General features: G+C 35.6%; 21 protein-coding genes and 1 other RNA gene. 14 read left to right on the plus strand and 8 right to left on the minus strand.

The genetic code is table 11. The features are described 5' to 3' along the window. Position 1: 1 nt before the first annotated feature. Positions 2–781, plus strand: coding sequence for a YqhG family protein (locus MHB39_RS01835; protein WP_036078017.1), 780 nt, complete (start codon positions 2–4; stop codon positions 779–781). 60 nt (positions 782–841) lie between these two features. Here MHB39_RS01835 and MHB39_RS01840 read toward each other — a convergent pair. The 3 genes from MHB39_RS01840 to MHB39_RS01850 all read right to left on the minus strand — a co-directional run bounded on the left by MHB39_RS01840 (position 842) and on the right by MHB39_RS01850 (position 3,034). After that, positions 842–2,172 (minus strand): IS3 family transposase gene (locus tag MHB39_RS01840; protein WP_339280167.1). Its coding sequence is split into 2 segments (ribosomal slippage): positions 842–1,791 and positions 1,791–2,172, totalling 1,332 coding nucleotides; the frame shifts between segments, so codons are not numbered across the junction. Between the two features lie 119 nt (positions 2,173–2,291). Continuing rightward, complete coding sequence (locus MHB39_RS01845; RefSeq protein ID WP_036078020.1) at positions 2,292–2,612, minus strand: metalloregulator ArsR/SmtB family transcription factor; 321 nt, start codon at positions 2,610–2,612, stop codon at positions 2,292–2,294. After that, positions 2,612–3,034, minus strand: a complete 423-nt coding sequence (locus MHB39_RS01850; protein ID WP_342545696.1) for an SRPBCC domain-containing protein — start codon at positions 3,032–3,034, stop codon at positions 2,612–2,614. Before MHB39_RS01850 ends, MHB39_RS01845 begins: the two co-directional genes overlap by 1 nt. Before the next feature lie 227 nt (positions 3,035–3,261). Here MHB39_RS01850 and MHB39_RS01855 point away from each other — a divergent pair, with 227 nt between their 5' ends. The 6 genes from MHB39_RS01855 to ytxJ all read left to right on the plus strand — a co-directional run bounded on the left by MHB39_RS01855 (position 3,262) and on the right by ytxJ (position 7,490). Continuing rightward, positions 3,262–3,900: a LysE family translocator gene (locus tag MHB39_RS01855; RefSeq protein ID WP_016992167.1), complete on the plus strand. Its 639-nt coding sequence runs from the start codon at positions 3,262–3,264 to the stop codon at positions 3,898–3,900. Positions 3,901–4,226: 326 nt separating this feature from the next. Next, the gene (locus MHB39_RS01860; protein ID WP_342545698.1) at positions 4,227–5,135 is read left to right on the plus strand and encodes a LysR family transcriptional regulator; all 909 of its coding nucleotides are present in this window, start codon (positions 4,227–4,229) and stop codon (positions 5,133–5,135) included. Positions 5,136–5,218: 83 nt separating this feature from the next. After that, positions 5,219–5,926: a CoA transferase subunit A gene (locus tag MHB39_RS01865; RefSeq protein WP_258859018.1), complete on the plus strand. Its 708-nt coding sequence runs from the start codon at positions 5,219–5,221 to the stop codon at positions 5,924–5,926. Next, the gene (locus MHB39_RS01870; RefSeq protein WP_016992169.1) at positions 5,926–6,564 is read left to right on the plus strand and encodes a 3-oxoacid CoA-transferase subunit B; all 639 of its coding nucleotides are present in this window, start codon (positions 5,926–5,928) and stop codon (positions 6,562–6,564) included. Before MHB39_RS01865 ends, MHB39_RS01870 begins: the two co-directional genes overlap by 1 nt. A gap of 69 nt (positions 6,565–6,633) precedes the next feature. Then, positions 6,634–7,047 carry a VOC family protein gene (locus tag MHB39_RS01875; RefSeq protein ID WP_016992170.1) on the plus strand — a complete coding sequence of 138 codons (414 nt, stop codon included), beginning with the start codon at positions 6,634–6,636 and terminating at the stop codon, positions 7,045–7,047. A 98-nt stretch (positions 7,048–7,145) separates the two neighbouring features. Beyond that, the gene (ytxJ, locus tag MHB39_RS01880) at positions 7,146–7,490 is read left to right on the plus strand and encodes a bacillithiol system redox-active protein YtxJ (protein ID WP_036078031.1); all 345 of its coding nucleotides are present in this window, start codon (positions 7,146–7,148) and stop codon (positions 7,488–7,490) included. A gap of 22 nt (positions 7,491–7,512) precedes the next feature. Here the strand turns inward: ytxJ and MHB39_RS01885 are convergent, their stop codons facing one another. Then, positions 7,513–7,971 carry a hypothetical protein gene (locus MHB39_RS01885; protein WP_016992172.1) on the minus strand — a complete coding sequence of 153 codons (459 nt, stop codon included), beginning with the start codon at positions 7,969–7,971 and terminating at the stop codon, positions 7,513–7,515. Between the two features lie 98 nt (positions 7,972–8,069). On the opposite strand from MHB39_RS01885, the gene MHB39_RS01890 reads away from it, so the two are divergent. From MHB39_RS01890 to MHB39_RS01915, 6 genes are all read left to right on the plus strand, one after another. Next, complete coding sequence (locus tag MHB39_RS01890) at positions 8,070–8,252, plus strand: hypothetical protein (protein WP_342545701.1); 183 nt, start codon at positions 8,070–8,072, stop codon at positions 8,250–8,252. Between the two features lie 26 nt (positions 8,253–8,278). Beyond that, positions 8,279–8,557, plus strand: coding sequence for a hypothetical protein (locus tag MHB39_RS01895; RefSeq protein WP_342545702.1), 279 nt, complete (start codon positions 8,279–8,281; stop codon positions 8,555–8,557). Continuing rightward, entirely contained in the window at positions 8,539–8,736 is a 198-nt protein-coding gene (locus tag MHB39_RS01900; protein ID WP_342545704.1) for a hypothetical protein, read from the plus strand. Before MHB39_RS01895 ends, MHB39_RS01900 begins: the two co-directional genes overlap by 19 nt. Before the next feature lie 62 nt (positions 8,737–8,798). Continuing rightward, the gene (locus MHB39_RS01905; protein ID WP_342545706.1) at positions 8,799–8,984 is read left to right on the plus strand and encodes a hypothetical protein; all 186 of its coding nucleotides are present in this window, start codon (positions 8,799–8,801) and stop codon (positions 8,982–8,984) included. Between the two features lie 251 nt (positions 8,985–9,235). Beyond that, positions 9,236–10,087: a hypothetical protein gene (locus MHB39_RS01910; RefSeq protein ID WP_342545707.1), complete on the plus strand. Its 852-nt coding sequence runs from the start codon at positions 9,236–9,238 to the stop codon at positions 10,085–10,087. After that, positions 10,077–10,568 carry a hypothetical protein gene (locus tag MHB39_RS01915; RefSeq protein ID WP_342545709.1) on the plus strand — a complete coding sequence of 164 codons (492 nt, stop codon included), beginning with the start codon at positions 10,077–10,079 and terminating at the stop codon, positions 10,566–10,568. Before MHB39_RS01910 ends, MHB39_RS01915 begins: the two co-directional genes overlap by 11 nt. Before the next feature lie 109 nt (positions 10,569–10,677). On the opposite strand, the gene MHB39_RS01920 is transcribed toward MHB39_RS01915, so the two are convergent. From MHB39_RS01920 to ssrS, 3 genes are all read right to left on the minus strand, one after another. After that, complete coding sequence (locus MHB39_RS01920) at positions 10,678–13,140, minus strand: S8 family peptidase (protein WP_342545710.1); 2,463 nt, start codon at positions 13,138–13,140, stop codon at positions 10,678–10,680. A 2-nt stretch (positions 13,141–13,142) separates the two neighbouring features. Further along, entirely contained in the window at positions 13,143–14,102 is a 960-nt protein-coding gene (locus MHB39_RS01925) for an ATP-binding protein (RefSeq protein ID WP_341301405.1), read from the minus strand. 312 nt (positions 14,103–14,414) lie between these two features. Then, positions 14,415–14,607: non-coding RNA, 6S RNA (gene ssrS, locus MHB39_RS01930), on the minus strand. A gap of 247 nt (positions 14,608–14,854) precedes the next feature. On the opposite strand from ssrS, the gene MHB39_RS01935 reads away from it, so the two are divergent. Then, entirely contained in the window at positions 14,855–15,193 is a 339-nt protein-coding gene (locus MHB39_RS01935) for a zinc ribbon domain-containing protein YjdM (protein WP_016992173.1), read from the plus strand. 52 nt (positions 15,194–15,245) lie between these two features. Here the strand turns inward: MHB39_RS01935 and MHB39_RS01940 are convergent, their stop codons facing one another. After that, complete coding sequence (locus MHB39_RS01940; RefSeq protein ID WP_342545714.1) at positions 15,246–15,758, minus strand: zf-HC2 domain-containing protein; 513 nt, start codon at positions 15,756–15,758, stop codon at positions 15,246–15,248. Between the last annotated feature and the right edge of the window lie 75 nt (positions 15,759–15,833).

Raw genomic sequence — 15,833 nt, forward strand, 5'->3', positions numbered from 1 at the left:
TATGTATCCGCAGCAAGTTCACCACTATTTAAAGGAATTTTTTATGGAGAATGACTGTGCAATTTTAGGAGAAGAGGATCATTATCTAACCGTTCAATTAACAGTAGACATAGATAAAAGAATTATGAATAGGCCATTTTATTGGCAATACGTTGAAGCAACAAATAGTGAGCCAAACCCCGCTCAAGTAACCTTCATTACAAACCAAACAGCAATGGCTGGTAACATTTTTGGGGAAGCTATTCATTACGGCTCTCCACGTTTAAATCAAGTATTTTTAGCTACAAGAGAACTAGGGGCCTATGTTCAATTGTTTGAAAAGGTTGATCGTGATATGGGGCAGGTTATTTTAACGCCCTGGTTAGGTGTTAACTTTAAAGTTTCGTATTGCTGTGATCGTACAAAAGAAATGCTTTACTCATTTGGCATTAATTTATTGACTGGTGTTATTAAGGAGGATTTTCATGAAATGATTTGTTCTTCGGACTTTAACACAAAACCCGAAGAAAATGTATTTCATGTGCAATATATTATTAAGCCTGCCCGAGCACTTGAAAGATTGAAAGCTACAATTGAGTCAATTATTGAGCAGGATGATCATTCTTGGGCAATGGAAGCACAAAAACGATGGCAACGTGATCAACGTGTATTAGATTATTTTTATGAAGATGTAGAGGATAAACCGGAATGCTATGAAATTGAAAGAAAAGCATTAGAGGAGCAATATGAAGCAAAAATTAAGATAGAAGTCATTAATGGGGGATTATTTTATCTCTTTTAAATAAATAAGGAGCTGTCTAAAAATAAACTGTACCCTTTGTAAAGGACATTTTAAAAAAAGCTAGGTAACTTGTTGAAGCTGCTGTCTGTATTTTGCAGGCGGCAGCTTTTTCAAATGCCATTGCCCTCGATAATGGTTGTAATACATCATATAACTCTTAATTTCTCGTTTGACTTCTTCTAATGTTTCACATTTCTCGATAGTTGTTTCATCTTTAAAATGTCCAAAAAATGATTCTTGTGGCGCATTGTCCCAACAGTTTCCACGGCGAGACATGGATTGTCCTAACCCCATTTTCTTCACAAGTTTTTGGAATTGTGGATTGGTATAATGGAATCCTTGATCCGAATGAATAAAGGCATCTTCCGTTAAATGGCGGTGTTTCTTCAATTGATGAAGCGTATTGAGGGCAATATCTATACTTAATGAAGACGACACTTCATACGCTAAAATTTCATTCGTTTCAGCGTCTTTAATCGTTGATAAATAAGCGCGTTTACTGCTTCCATACGTTAAATAGGTGATATCTGTCAGTAACACTTTTCCGGCCATACCCTGTTTAAAGTTGCGTTGTAATTCATTTGGGCACGTACGATGTTCTTTCGTTGCTTTTGCCATACGTCGAGTTGGATTCGCTTTTCGAATCGGGCAGATAATCTGATATTTTTTCATCACACGGCGAATACGTTTCAGATTGTACGTAATTCCATATTGATTTTCTAACGTCATTTTAATTTGACGTGCTCCTTTTTTTCGCCCTCTGAAATGATACGCTTTTAAAATGATTTCCTTTACCACTTCATCTGCTTGTTCTTGCTCCACACGCTTCTGAGCTGATTTTTCTAAAAAATAATTGTAATAGCCAGACCGAGATATACCCATCACATCACATAAATAGCTGACTAAACGCTTTAATTTATACTTTTTCATCGTGTGATGGATGAGTTCAAATTTTAGTGTCGTAGCGATTTTTATTTCTTCTTCAACATCTGCCTTTCGAGTAGATCGAGCTTTTTTAACAATTCATTCTCTGCTTCAAGTAACCGATTTTTCGCCTCTAAACGCTTCAATTTTTCTTCTAATGTCAATTCGCGTTCGGAAGGTCTACCTGAATTTGTTTTACGTGTATCTTGTAAACCTCCGACACCTGCTTTACGATAAGAAGCTCGCCAGCGTTTGCCTGAAGATTCGATTCGTTTTATACCGATTAATTCAACATCTAAACCCGCATTTTCAAAAATTTCTCTTGGGAATTTACCTTTTTCATTTTCCGCAATAAAATGACGTTTAAATTCGTCAGTATATGTGATCGCTTTCTCGCTAACTGCTTGCACATTTGGATTACATTTTAGTTGTTCTTGTTCCATTTTCGTAAAATATCTTTTGGTCATTTCACTCTACCCCAACATCTTTTTTCTCATTATAAACAAAAGTACCCTATAGGATAGACTTTTTTCAAAGTGTCTATCTTATAGGGTACAGTTTAAAAATGGACAGCTCTTTTTTGCTTTTAATGATCCTCCACCATGCTTTGAAGCTGAGCCAATTTATTGTCCCAAAATAAATGGAAGTATTGGAGCCAATCTTCAATCTCCTTTAAGCGCTCACTATGCAACGTATAGATTTTTTCGCGCCCTTTTTTTTGAGCAGAAATTAGCTCCGCCTGTTCCAATATTTTCAAATGCTTCACGACAGCGGTTCGACTAATCGTAAAATGCTCAGTAATATTGGAAATAGGTCTGTCACTTGCTGCAAGGAGCTGTAAAACACTTCTTCTTGTTGGATCAGCGATTGCTTGAAAAACATCATACCTTATGGCTGCTTCAGTCATTAGGATTCAGCAGCCTCTTTTAATTTATGATTAATAATCATTGTCCAGCCACCATCCATATTAGTACGTATGGCTTCAGTGGCAGTGTTCGCTTTAGGAATAATATGTGATGCTTCCTTCCAGCCGCCATGTGTTAAAGTAAATTCAGTTTGCTTGCCTACTTCTTTTAGCTCAAAAGTGACGAACCAACCATCTTGATCCCAAGCAAATCGCAGAAAGTGCGGTGCATCAACACGTTCTACCTTGCAGGGTGAAGGGCCGAACGGTGATTGAATAGTAAATTCGTGACCTTCAATAGGTTGAAAATCATTTGGCATAAACCAGGAAGCAATTTTGTCAGCTGTTGCGACAGTCTCCCAAACTTTTTCGATAGGGGCATTTAATGTAATTGTTTTGACAATATCCTGCAATTTTTCAGTCATGTTCTATTACTCCTTTTGGTTGATGAATGATACCTTGGTGTAATGGCGTACAACGTTATTCGAGTCCACTAAAGCAGAGGAATCTGTATGACATATAACCATAAGGTGTTATGAATATATAACACCTTATGGTTATATGTCAACGAAAACATTTTGTATCTTTCTGTTGCTCTTGGCGTATGTTACAATTATTTTTATAATTTTCTGACAGAAAGGGTGGGCGTAATATGGTCAATATATCTGTGTTCTTAGTTATGTGCATTTTACTTATTATTTTACCTGGCCCTGATACAGCGATTGCAACAAAGAACACACTGACTGTGAGCAGAAAGGGCGGTTTACAAACAATCATAGGTTCTTGTTGCGGTTTATTAATTCATACTTGTGCGGCTGTTATTGGACTTTCAGCGATTATTGTAAAATCTGCCTATATATTCGCTGTTTTAAAATATGTTGGTGCGGTTTATTTATGTTATTTAGGAATCAAGACCTTATGGACACTTCGAACTATTCGCACACAATCCCCGGCTGTACAAGATGAAGCAAGTATTGAGCACAAGTATTCTCAACAATCTTGCTTTAAGCAAGGGTTTCTCACAAATGTGACAAATCCAAAGGTCGCAGTATTTTTCCTAACATTTCTTCCTCAATTCGTAGATGGTAACAGTGGAACATTCCTCCCATTTTTAATAATGGGTCTCATTTATACAGCATTAACAATGCTATGGTTTATCTTCTATGTGTACCTTTTAGATCGAATTAGCGCATTTATGAAAAAGCCATCAACTAAGGCAGTAATTGAAGGACTAACAGGTGCAATATTAATTGCATTTGGGATTAAGTTAGCATTAGAAAAAGCACACTAAGTAGAAAATACACCACTTTTTAAGGTGGTGTATTTTCATGTTGTTGAAAAAAGGCGAGGAGTTGATTTCCGTTCCGTCCTTTCCCAGGTGGCGTCCAATGAGTCTCTTCACTCCCTGCGTTCACTAGTAGTGACGCTAGCTCCAGTTTATAATTGATTGTAGGACATATAACTCTCAAAAACTCTCCATTATTAAAATATAGAAATCTAAAACTTTGATGATCAACTGATTGAAAAGGATTAAAAAGGAAGAGTGGAGAATTTATTACTAAAGGGAATTACTTATAGATACTTTATAAAAAATATGAATAAATGGAGACGATAGTGATGGAATTAAGAGATTTAAAAGCCTTTATGGCTGTTGTTGAACATAGGAGTTTTACAAAGGCTGCAAATGATTCCTTTGTATCTCAGCCTTCATTAAGCAAAAGTATCAAAAAATTAGAAGAATCATTACAAGTTGAATTGTTGAATAGGTCAACGCGTAATGTAGAACTAACAGATGCAGGTAGTATTGTGTATAATCAAGGACAAAAAATAATGCATGCTATCCAAGAACTACATATTTTACTAGATGATCTATTAAATATTAAAACAGGTGCTATCAAGTTAGGGATCCCACCTTTAATTGGAACATTATTTTTCCCTGAAATTGCTAGGGGATTTCATCAGCTATATCCTGAAGTGCATTTAGCGCTTGTCGAACGTGGTGCAAAAATGGTAGAAATGCTAGTAGAAAATGGTGATGTTGATATGGGCATTGTTGTATTACCAGTAGATGAAAGGAAGTTTGCTGTTCAATCCTTTATAGAAGACCAGTTTTATGTTTTTATGAATGAATCTCACCCCTATGCATGCCAGGAATCGATAGCTTTACAAGATTTAAAAAATGAAACATTCATTATCTTTGCGGAGGAGTTCACCCTTCACGACTATATAATTAAATCCTGTGAAAGCGTTGGTTTTACACCTACAATTGGCTATAAAAGTTCACAATGGGACTTGATTGTAGAATTAGTATCCTCTAATTTAGGGATTACATTGTTACCGCATTCCATAGCTGCTAAGCAAACAAATACAAATGTGAAAATAATTCCATTAGATAATTTTGAAATGCCATGGCGTTTAGGGATTATTACGAAAAAGAATGCCTATCAATCTTATGCATTAAAACAGTTACTTGAAATGATCTGTAGGAATAGCGAGAAGAGATTTATTCTAAATAGGAATAAGTAGTATTCTAATTAATTCCTTTACTTGTAAAATAGCAATGATGTAGAATTTTCCTTAACAAACGAGCAATTCAGGGAGGTTTCGAGATGGGGAATGGGAAGGTATGGAATTCATTTGAAGAGGCGATTGCGGATATTAAGGATGGCGACACATTAGCTGTAGGTGGCTTCGGGCTATGCGGTATACCCGAAAAATCTATCGCAGCATTAGTGCAACAGGGAACAAAGGATTTAACGGTTATCAGTAACAACTGTGGTGTAGATGACTGGGGGTTGGGTCTACTATTAGCAAACAAGCAAATTAAAAAAATGGTTGCTTCTTATGTAGGAGAAAATAAGATTTTTGAACAACAATTTTTAAGTGGTGAGCTAGAAGTAGAGTTGACACCGCAAGGAACTCTTGCAGAACGTTTGCGTGCAGGTGGAGCGGGAATTCCTGGGTTTTACACAGCTACAGGGGTTGGAACGCCGATTGCTGAAGGAAAAGAAGTGAAGGTTTTTGATGGCAAAGAATATATTTTGGAGGAAGGCATTGTTGCCGACTTTGCTCTGGTCAAAGCATGGAAAGCAGATAAGCTAGGAAATTTAGTTTACAGAAAAACATCACGCAATTTTAATCCATTAGCTGCTATGTCAGGAAAAATTACAATAGCTGAAGTGGAGGAAATTGTAGAAGTTGGAGAACTAGATCCTGATCATATCCATACACCAGGGGTTTTTGTACAACGTGTATTAGTAGGTGAAAATTATGAGAAGCGTATTGAACGTTTAACGGTGAAAAAGGGGGAAGCATAATGGATACAAGACAAAAAATTGTTAACCGAGCAGTAAAAGAAATAGCCAACGGTATGAATGTCAATTTAGGCATAGGTATTCCAACACTTGTTGCGAATGCAATCCCAGCCGATTATGACGTGCTTTTACAATCCGAAAACGGACTTCTCGGTATTGGTCCTTATCCAGTAGAAGATGCAGTAGATCCTGATCTAATCAATGCAGGTAAAGAAACGGTTACAACAGTTCCAGGGGCATCCTTCTTTGACAGTGCAGAATCATTCGCGATGATTCGAGGCGGACATATAGACCTTGCCATTTTAGGAGGTATGGAGGTATCTGAAACAGGAGATCTTGCTAATTGGATGATTCCAGGGAAAATGGTGAAGGGCATGGGTGGCGCAATGGATCTCGTAGTTGGTGCCAAGAGAGTGATTGTCGTCATGGAGCATGTGAATAAAAATGGTGAATCTAAAATTAAAAAACAATGTGAGCTTCCACTAACAGGTAAAGGTGTCGTACATCGATTAATTACAGATTTGGCTGTATTTGATTTTACGAAAGATGGTATGCAATTGATAGAATTAGCAGAAGGTGTTTCTTTAGAGGAAGTAAAAGAGAAAACAGCCGCTTCATTTACAGTTGCTCTTATACAATAACTTCAGACCTATGACTGTTTCCAGCGCTGTTGTCTCATTTTACAATAGTCTAAAAGGAGATACATAACGATGGAACAACAATGGACAAATGAATTAGCAGTCTCACAGGTAAGAGTGGCAAGACCAACCGCTCAGCTAAAGGAAATAGCACGGTTTTACTGTGAAGGCGTCGGATTAAAGAAAATAGGCTCTTTTGCAGGTCATCGGGGCTATGATGGTCTAATGATTGGTCTTCCAGATGCAAGTTATCATTTAGAATTTACAGAGCATATTGAAGGTAGCCCTTGTCCTGCACCAAGTAAGGACAATCTTCTCGTACTTTATATCCCAAACAGAGATACAATTCGCCATATTGTCGAACGTCTTGCACTTATGGGATATCCCGAAGTAGAGCCTGAAAATCTGTATTGGGCTGAAAAAGGGGTAACCATTGAAGATCCTGATGGCTGGCGTATAGTACTCATGAATACAGAAGGCATTTAAATAGAAAATTTTAAGCACGAGCTATGTCTGTAGTCTCGTGTTTTTCATGCGACCTAAAATACCCTGTGTAGTATATAATTTGTTTAGGAGGTTACTAAATGCAACGAATAACAACATTGAACACGTGGTACGAAGTTTTGGAGCAATCGAAGTTCAAACCTTGTCTTGTATTAAAAATTAGCATGACATGTATAAGTAGTATTTCAGCTTTAAAGGAATATAAAGTATTACAAACGAAATTGCCTAAATATATTGTGATTGTACAAATGGACCGAGTAGTTTCAAATGCTATTGCCTGTGATCTTCAAGTGAAGCACGAATCACCACAGCTAATAATTTTGCAGGGTGGGAAAGGAATTTGGCAAGCAACTCACTACAAAATAAAGCAATCTCTTTTAGTAAACGCTATAGAACAATATGTAAAAAAAGATACTCCACAATAGGGCGTGGGGTATCTGTATGTGCTTAATCTTCCAAGGCCTCATCTTCATGATAATTTGTGGCGCTAGACTCGATATCGACCTGTAGATAATTGGCCCAATCTACTTTGTGAAAATCCTCTTCACTAAAATAAATATTCAAAACCTCTGTCATCGTTTTGTCCCCATCAGGTTCAGTGAGCGGAGCATACCAAGTAATAGCTGGTGTCTTCACATTTTTTAATTTGGACAAATCAGCGAAAATTTTAGTAGAATCTCTTAGCATCTGGTTTTTCGATCCTTCTGTCACATCTGTATCTTGAATGGAAATTGTGACAACACCGTTTTTTGATTCATCCACAGAGAATTCATTTTTCACAATCGCGCCTACAATATCTTCAACATTCGTATTTTGATCGACTGCTACTTCCTTTGGCTCTGCGTTCTTTCCACAAGCTACTAATAGTAGTGAAGTAAAAACCAATAGATAAATTAATTTTTTCATTGTCATAACCTCCCTTGTTACTTCATCTATGTGCAAAATGGGAGGGAATTATACAAAATAAGAGCAAAATAAACAGAATAAAAAGAGGTGAGCCCATTATGTTACCTATTGATATGGAGATTGTAATGATAGTCTCAAATTTACATTTACCTAGTAAACTTAGTGAGCTGTCCAAAGTAGATCCTCATAAAGCAATTGAGTTAATGCAAGCTTGGGGATGGAAAAAAGGTGTTAAGACAATATGGAATGACGCAAACAATCATTTGAGTAAACATGTCTAGCAATAATAGTAAGGAAGAAATTTGTCATGTTTGAAAAGGACTTAGCAAGAATGTATGCGTATCTACCAGTAGTATTGAGTCAACTTGCTAAGGTAAATCCAGATGCAGCGCTTGAGATAATTCAAGATTGGGGAGATGGAAGAAAAGACATCCGAAAGCTATGGGAGACTACGATTAATGCTTTGGAGGATGCTGGTACTTATTCTGATAGAGTGAGCGACTTAGATGTAGGAGTAAGGGGGGGAAGGATGAATAGAGGCATAAACAATAGTAAAGGAGTAGGGCTATGCATAAAAAAGAATTGATTCAAATGTATGCTTTTCTTCCTGTTAAGCTGAGTGAGCTTTCTAAAGTAAATCCAGAAGCCACAATAGAAATATTACAAGATTGGGGCGCAGGGAGAAAGAGTATACGTAAACTATGGGGTGCTACAATCGACGCTTTAGTTGAGTCTGATACAAAATCAAATAGTGATCATGAATAAGGTAGAAATTAAAAGGAAGTATTTTAGCTAATTGAGGAATTAAACTAAAGGATGTGAGGAGTTTGCAATTTAAAGAATTAGTTCGCATATATGCTTACCTTCCTGTAAAGTTGAGTGAGCTTTCAAAAGTAGATCCTGAAGCAGCAATTAAATTTTTACAGGATTGGGGTGAAGGGAAGAAGACCATTCGTAAGCTTTGGAAGGAAACTAATGATGCATTAAAGGAAAATGATAAAGAGAATAGCTAAAAAAATAAAGAACACTGATGACTACTCGGTCAAAGAAACTGTGATGGATTATAGAAAGACATAAATGGGAAGTTGAATAAACATCTTTCAAATAAAGATTAATATGATGGATATAAGCTATAATGGGTTGCTCAACGAGACAACTTTTTTTGCATGGCAATGTTATTTATAGGTGTTCAAATTTTAGGTGCAGTTAATGCTTGAGAAAAAATATATTAATGGTTATATTTACTATTATGAAATATTAAAAATTGGGGATGATTAACATTTATAGAGCCTATCAATACGTTGATGATTTGAAAGCAAGTTTTGGGGATACAATAGATGATTATTTTGCAATTGGAGAGAAGCTTTATAATAATCAGAGGCAACAAATTGAAGATTCGCTAAAGGATTTTTATATGAACGAAAATACGCTTAATGGCAGAGATATAAAGGAAAAGTGGTTTCCAAAGATAGATGCAGATGTGTTTCTCTCACATTCACATAAAGATGAGAAAACAATTATTGCTCTGGCTGGATACTTATATAAAGAATTTCATATAACAAGTTTTATAGATTCTACTGTATGGGGGTATGCAAATGATTTGTTGAAAATGATTGACAATGCCCACTGTAAACTAGAAGGTACAACTAGCTATGATTACGACAAGAGAAATTATTCGACTAGCCATGTACACTTAATGTTAAATACAGCCCTTTTGGAAGTGCTAGATGAAACTGAATGTGTAATATTTGTAGAAACACCAAATTCTATTCAATCCGTAAAGGAAACGGTTAATAAGGGTACTTATTCTCCTTGGATTTATTCAGAACTTAATCTAATTAACTTTTTACGCGTAAGAACACCTAAAAGAGTACTGGAGAATTTCCAAAAGCATGCTAATAGTAAAGAAGAAAGAGAAATATTAGCAGAAGGCTGGCAAATTTGGCATGATGTTTCAACACCGCTAGAAGCTTTAATCCCTTTACATGCCAACCATTTAAATGCACTGGCAGCTTGTCGCATGCACAATAGACAGCGAGAAAAGAAATTGATAGCACAAGAAAACTTAGATCGATTATATAAAATGGTAAAGCGGGAGAAAGAAATTGCAAAATGATACTCAAGAAATAAGTTCAGAAGTAATTCATAAAGAATTAGATTTGATTCAAGCGTGCATTACAAGAATGGCACAAAACTCTTTTATTATAAAAGGTTGGTTTGTTTCACTTGTTGCAGTTTCGATAGCTTTGAAGATTAATAATACGTGGGTTTATGGCGGATTATTATTGGCTTTAGGTTTTTGTTTTTATTTTGTGAATTTACAATTTTATGTTTACGAACGGCAATATAGAGATCTGTATAGTGAAAGAATTAAATTAAGAGTAGAAGATCGGGTATTAACTGATTTATACAAACTCGCTATAGATGGTTTTAAATTAAAAAGTATTCCGATGTATGCTCCTAGAAATAAAATGCTTATGCTATTTTACCTTACAGTACCTTTAATTTTTTCTGTGATTAATTTTTTCATGAACCAAAGTGCAGATGGTGATAAATTGATTATAGAAATTCAAGGTTTAAAAGAGATACTAAAGTAAAAAGATTCCAACCACAAAAGCTACTCAATTTGAGAGCTTTTTTTGTTTATAAATTTTAGTAAAAAAAGAACCGTTATGAATTTCATAACGGCTATCAATGAGAGGGGTGCTAAATAGTGATTTCACTTTGTATCTTAGTATAGATAGGTGTGTATAAGTCGACATCTGCTTCTGTAGATAAAGATACAATTAAACTATACCGCATAGTGTTTTCTACTTTACCTAACCACTTTCTTTCTCTCCACCAACCAATAGCAGGGAATACACCAATTAAGTTGCTTGTAGCTAATTCAGCTGCAGTTCCTTCCCAAGTATCAGAGTGAATAGAACCTACATTTCTTTGTTGGCCTAATAACCAATTGACATTGCTGCTTGTTAATGTTTCTTCTTCATCTTCAGAAATTACAGCTTTATTAATACTTTTTAAAAACTCTTCTCTATTTCTAGAACCATTTAATTCGAAACGTAAGAGGCTAGAAGGATATCTATACTGATTCTTCCAACCCTTTTCACCAGGACCAGGTTCAATGAAATAAGATAAAGTCACCTTAAGCTTAACCTTAGTTTCACCTAAATCTAATAGTTGTTGTTTAGGCCAAGGAAGTTCATGAATATGCATTTCATTTGTTTTGGGTGGTTTACCTTTAACATTTATATAAGGCTGTAATTCAGTTTCAATTACCAAATTCACACTATTATCAACAGAATTTAAAGCCTGGCTTAAATTTGGTACCCCATAACCACAGCTTCTTAAGAGGTTTCCATAGTCTGTTTTATTGCCTGTGGTTAAAAACTGACTCTTCATTGCATCAGTCCACTCGGCAGAATGCACCATCAGAGCTCGTGCGGTTTCTGGCCATAACTGTGGGTATTTATTATAGATTTTAGCTGCCATCCAAGAGGCATGAGCCGTAGCTTCACTAGTTGCGTTTATATAGTGAAATTGTCGAGTAAAAATATCATGGTAAGTTGTTAAGGATGAAAAGTTTTCTTCTTCATAGAACTCTGTAGAATTTGTAATACCATTTCCACCTTCGAAAAGGATTTCAGGTTTGATTGGCCATTTTTTATCCCACATTAAAGATGTTTTAGAAGTAGGGGAAATCCCACCACTAGGTGCAATCGCTCTCATACCAGGTGCGCTTATTAATGATGGATCTGATTTAACGGTGTATGCCCCAATAGTTAGTGCGTTCCATGATTGCCCGGGATTTTCAACTGAAGATATTTTGTTCGAATCAATGTAACCACCCCAATCAGTAGTGGGAATATTTCCGGCCGATATTAACATTAATTTTTTTATACCATCTACAGCTCCAGATGTTATCTCATCTACAGCAGCAGACCAAGAAGATGGGCTGCCGTCATATGTATCTATTTCTGGAGAAGTAACAGCCATACAATTTACTCTAATTCTATTAGGGTGGTTGATAATTTGTTCGCTGATAACTTTACTAGTAATAGCACCATAAAGTTGAGGCTCATTTTCTCCTTCATCCGGAAGTATCTTAGATGATTCTAAAGTATGCGTAACAGAGTGAACATCTGAACTCTCCAATAACATTTTTACATCATCGTATAGCGCTATTCCGGCCATTAGTGTACCATGACCCATTTGATTGTTATCAAACTTGTCCCACTCCGGCTTGTAGGCCACCATGTCTACTTCTTCAATAAAGTCGGAGAGTAGATTATGTGTTCTACGTATTCCGGTATCTAGAATGTTAATTACAACTTGAGAATCAGTATCTTTTTGAATACGCTCTTTAGCATCATTTGTCCAATTAAGTTGATATGTATTTTCTAAATCAAGGAAGAAAGTATTAGCTTCAGCTGCTCTTCTCATTTCAGCTATATAGGGGCTATGATATATCAAATTACTCAGATCGTTTTTATCTGCGTATACTAGTAATATTGTCCGCTCAGGAAAACGTAAAAATTCTGGAGATACTTCAAGGTCTAATAAAGCGGCAGTCTTTCTAAATTGATTTTCGATTTCAACACTGTCGTCGCTAAGCCATATTTCATACCACTTTTTTTCTGATTCGCTTAGCCATTGGACATGGTTTATAGGGAAAAATGACTCTACTAGCGCCAACTGTACATTTTCAATACTATCAATTAAGTTTTGATTTAAAGGATTACTAGTTTTTTCGGATACTTTTTCTAAATAATCGTTAGCTTTTTTTATAAAATAATGCTCTTTACCTTTTGGAACAAAAACAGTGGCATACTCTATTTCTTTTCCATCTATATTTCTATTGCGAACATTTAGTAATTTGATTTTTTGTTGTTTGTTTTCAAGACTTTTGATGGTAAGTGAAAAATTTGGGGTACTTTGAAATTCTAAATAAGTCCCAGTATGTATTGAAAGCGATGCAGCAGCTCTTTTATCTTTTCTTGAACTCTCCACCGCTTTCCAAATTTCATTTAATTTATTTGTAATATATTGACCGTGAGTTTTACGATCCCTAGACGGTAGTTCAGGTTTGCCGCCCCCAGATTTTTTTGAAGTGAAATTTAAGTTACTTTGAGTATTAAATAAAAATAAATTGTCGTGAGTTTGAACCATTCTTATTTCTCCCAAGTATATGTTTTAATTTTCTTCTCTATATTTTTTCTGATGATATCTTCAGTTACTTTGTCTGAATCATTTAAGATTGTTTCTTTAATAGAATCTTTACATACATTTACTAGTTCTGCATGATTTAAACCTTCAGATAGTTTTCCGACTCTAACTAAATCTATTTCTGGATTAAAAAATTGACCAAGCGTATTCTTAATCAGCTTTTTTCGTTGCGTTGCATCAGGTAGTTTATATACAATTACGTCATCAAACCTTCTGAAAATAGCTGAGTCGAGTAGTTGAGGGTTATTTGTCGCCCCGATAATAAATCCATTGTCATTAGATTCAATGTACTGTAAAAAAGAGTTGATGATCCTTCTGATTTCCCCAACGTCATTTTCGAAGTTTCGTTCACTAGCTATTGAATCGAACTCATCGAATAAGTAAACCGCTTCGAAATTAGCCATATAATCAAAAATTTTACTTAATTTCTGACTTGTTTCCCCTAGATACTTTGTCATTATTTTATCTGTGTGAATAATACACAAGGGGAGTTGTAACTCTGTAGCTAAAACTGATGCTGTCAAAGTTTTACCAGTACCAGGTTTCCCTGCTAAAAGAATTTTTCTTCGATTCATTAATCCGAATTGAGCTAATTTTGATCTATTCTCGTATTCCTTGATAACATTTATTAAATTATCCTTAACTTCTTTAGATACAACTAAATCAGCCAACCTATAGGTGCTATTACGGACTGTAATTAATCCCTCAAGTTCAGGATCAATATATTGAATTTTAGAAGAATTTTTCTTCCCTTTATCAATTAGACTTTTTAAATCACGTGCTAATGCTACATGTCCTTTTTGTGCTTCAGAAGCAGCTACTTGGATGAGTAGGGTGTCAAACCTTGCATCATCATTTTCGTAATGTGCCTTTACTAGTAATTTAAGTTGTTCAGCAGTTGCCATGCTTTTCACCTCCTAAACAAAATTTGTTAGTTATATTTTACCTTTTTAATGGGGGATTTACACCATGGAAGAATAAGATTTTTTGTAAAGATACAAGTTCCTTTTATTAACAATATGCTACTCTTATAACAATTGCCACTAGTATGCTACAAAAACATATCTATATACTTAAAGTAGCATCACTATAATAAAAATAAACTTCACAACGTTTAATTTTAAATTTTTGCACACGAGGGGAAACTGCATAAAAAAATCACCCTCCAACAATAGAAGGGTGATACACTTCAAAGCCTTGTGGCTGTAAGATCAAATTAAAAAGCCGCGTATGCCGTAGTTATTATAGAAAGTTTTAAACCACCACTCCTCAAAGTGGGTGTTCGCAGAAGTTTTCCTGCTTATCCTCATGCACCGTAGTGTGAGGCCCGTCATTCCAACTCCAATAATAAAACTCCCTTTTACAGCTTAAAGGTTAAAACTTAATATTATACGAACAATGCAGCCTTTATGGATATAATAAAGCATGAACGATAAACATGCAAGTAAGATGATAATGGCAAATTAGTCAATGGGCAAGTGTTCCAAATAGCGTAATGAGCATCTTGAAATACCTTCAAAAAGGTACGGATGCTTCATATTTTTTTCACAAATGCGAACGGAAAATACGAACAACCTTTGCTAATTAAGGTCGACTATGTAAAGATAGGAGCATAAAGAGGATTTTCCTAGCAAATATGTAAAAGGGGGAAGCGGAAATGGCAGCTTATCCAAATTGTCCAAAATGTCATTCAGAATATACGTATGAGGACGGAGCCAACTATGTATGTCCAGAATGTGCGCATGAATGGAGTATGGAGGCAACTGAACAGGAATCAGATGCACTTATTGTAAAAGATGCAAATGGTAATTTGTTAGCTGACGGTGATTCAGTTACTGTTATTAAGGATTTAAAGGTGAAGGGCAGTTCTTCCACTTTAAAAATTGGTACAAAGGTAAAAAGTATCCGTCTAGTAGAAGGCGATCATAACATCGACTGCAAAATTGATGGCTTTGGTGCCATGAAATTAAAATCAGAATTTGTGAAAAAGGCCTAACAAGCAAAAAAGCACCTCAACTTTGGTAAAAAAGTTCAAGGTGCTTTTTTGTTTAGTGAAAAACCCTACGTAATAGAATGGCAAAAGCTGCGCCAATTAAGGCGAAAATGGTATGTAAAAGTGCAATGTAGCCAGCTCCAATCACAAGCGTTCCTATTTCTGTTAAGGAGAAGGTTGTAATATAGAGCTCATTATTAAGATTATTAATGATAGCCCAAACGAATACAGGCACAGAGCTTATGATAAAGACAATCCAGATGTTTTTATAGAAAAGGTAAGAAAGACAGCCGAAAAGTGCATATGAGATGACAAAGCCCTTTTGATTGCCGAGTAAGGACGAGTTAATGGCAAACATAAAGGATAATACAATAAATATGATATGAAAAAAGGATACTGTTCTTTTCATGGGTAAGTATGCGTTCTGAGTTGATGAATTGGCTACAAGCTTCTGACATTGCTGACAAGTTGTTAGATGCTGTTCAACAAATTCTATTGTTGATGCTTGAAGCATTTGTTTTTCATAAAGAGGTAATAAATCTTCTACAATTGAGCATTCCTGTGACAATACTTTCCCTCCATTCAATCTCTCCTCATTATACGACTTTTTGTGGAAAATAAAAAAAGCCTTCCGTGAATTTTT

It is taken from the genome of Lysinibacillus sp. FSL K6-4013, from assembly GCF_038630435.1.
GTDB lineage: Bacteria > Bacillota > Bacilli > Bacillales_A > Planococcaceae > Lysinibacillus > Lysinibacillus boronitolerans.

What these genes read in the sequence shown, in the direction of transcription:
- MHB39_RS01835 (WP_036078017.1), top strand. Translation starts at nt 2, where the DNA reads ATGTATCCGCAGCAAGTTCACCACTATTTAAAGGAATTTTTTATGGAG.
- MHB39_RS01845 (WP_036078020.1), bottom strand. Translation starts at nt 2,612, where the DNA reads ATGACTGAAGCAGCCATAAGGTATGATGTTTTTCAAGCAATCGCTGAT.
- MHB39_RS01850 (WP_342545696.1), bottom strand. Translation starts at nt 3,034, where the DNA reads ATGACTGAAAAATTGCAGGATATTGTCAAAACAATTACATTAAATGCC.
- MHB39_RS01855 (WP_016992167.1), top strand. Translation starts at nt 3,262, where the DNA reads ATGGTCAATATATCTGTGTTCTTAGTTATGTGCATTTTACTTATTATT.
- MHB39_RS01860 (WP_342545698.1), top strand. Translation starts at nt 4,227, where the DNA reads ATGGAATTAAGAGATTTAAAAGCCTTTATGGCTGTTGTTGAACATAGG.
- MHB39_RS01865 (WP_258859018.1), top strand. Translation starts at nt 5,219, where the DNA reads ATGGGGAATGGGAAGGTATGGAATTCATTTGAAGAGGCGATTGCGGAT.
- MHB39_RS01870 (WP_016992169.1), top strand. Translation starts at nt 5,926, where the DNA reads ATGGATACAAGACAAAAAATTGTTAACCGAGCAGTAAAAGAAATAGCC.
- MHB39_RS01875 (WP_016992170.1), top strand. Translation starts at nt 6,634, where the DNA reads ATGGAACAACAATGGACAAATGAATTAGCAGTCTCACAGGTAAGAGTG.
- ytxJ (WP_036078031.1), top strand. Translation starts at nt 7,146, where the DNA reads ATGCAACGAATAACAACATTGAACACGTGGTACGAAGTTTTGGAGCAA.
- MHB39_RS01885 (WP_016992172.1), bottom strand. Translation starts at nt 7,971, where the DNA reads ATGAAAAAATTAATTTATCTATTGGTTTTTACTTCACTACTATTAGTA.
- MHB39_RS01890 (WP_342545701.1), top strand. Translation starts at nt 8,070, where the DNA reads ATGTTACCTATTGATATGGAGATTGTAATGATAGTCTCAAATTTACAT.
- MHB39_RS01895 (WP_342545702.1), top strand. Translation starts at nt 8,279, where the DNA reads ATGTTTGAAAAGGACTTAGCAAGAATGTATGCGTATCTACCAGTAGTA.
- MHB39_RS01900 (WP_342545704.1), top strand. Translation starts at nt 8,539, where the DNA reads ATGCATAAAAAAGAATTGATTCAAATGTATGCTTTTCTTCCTGTTAAG.
- MHB39_RS01920 (WP_342545710.1), bottom strand. Translation starts at nt 13,140, where the DNA reads ATGGTTCAAACTCACGACAATTTATTTTTATTTAATACTCAAAGTAAC.
- MHB39_RS01925 (WP_341301405.1), bottom strand. Translation starts at nt 14,102, where the DNA reads ATGGCAACTGCTGAACAACTTAAATTACTAGTAAAGGCACATTACGAA.
- MHB39_RS01935 (WP_016992173.1), top strand. Translation starts at nt 14,855, where the DNA reads ATGGCAGCTTATCCAAATTGTCCAAAATGTCATTCAGAATATACGTAT.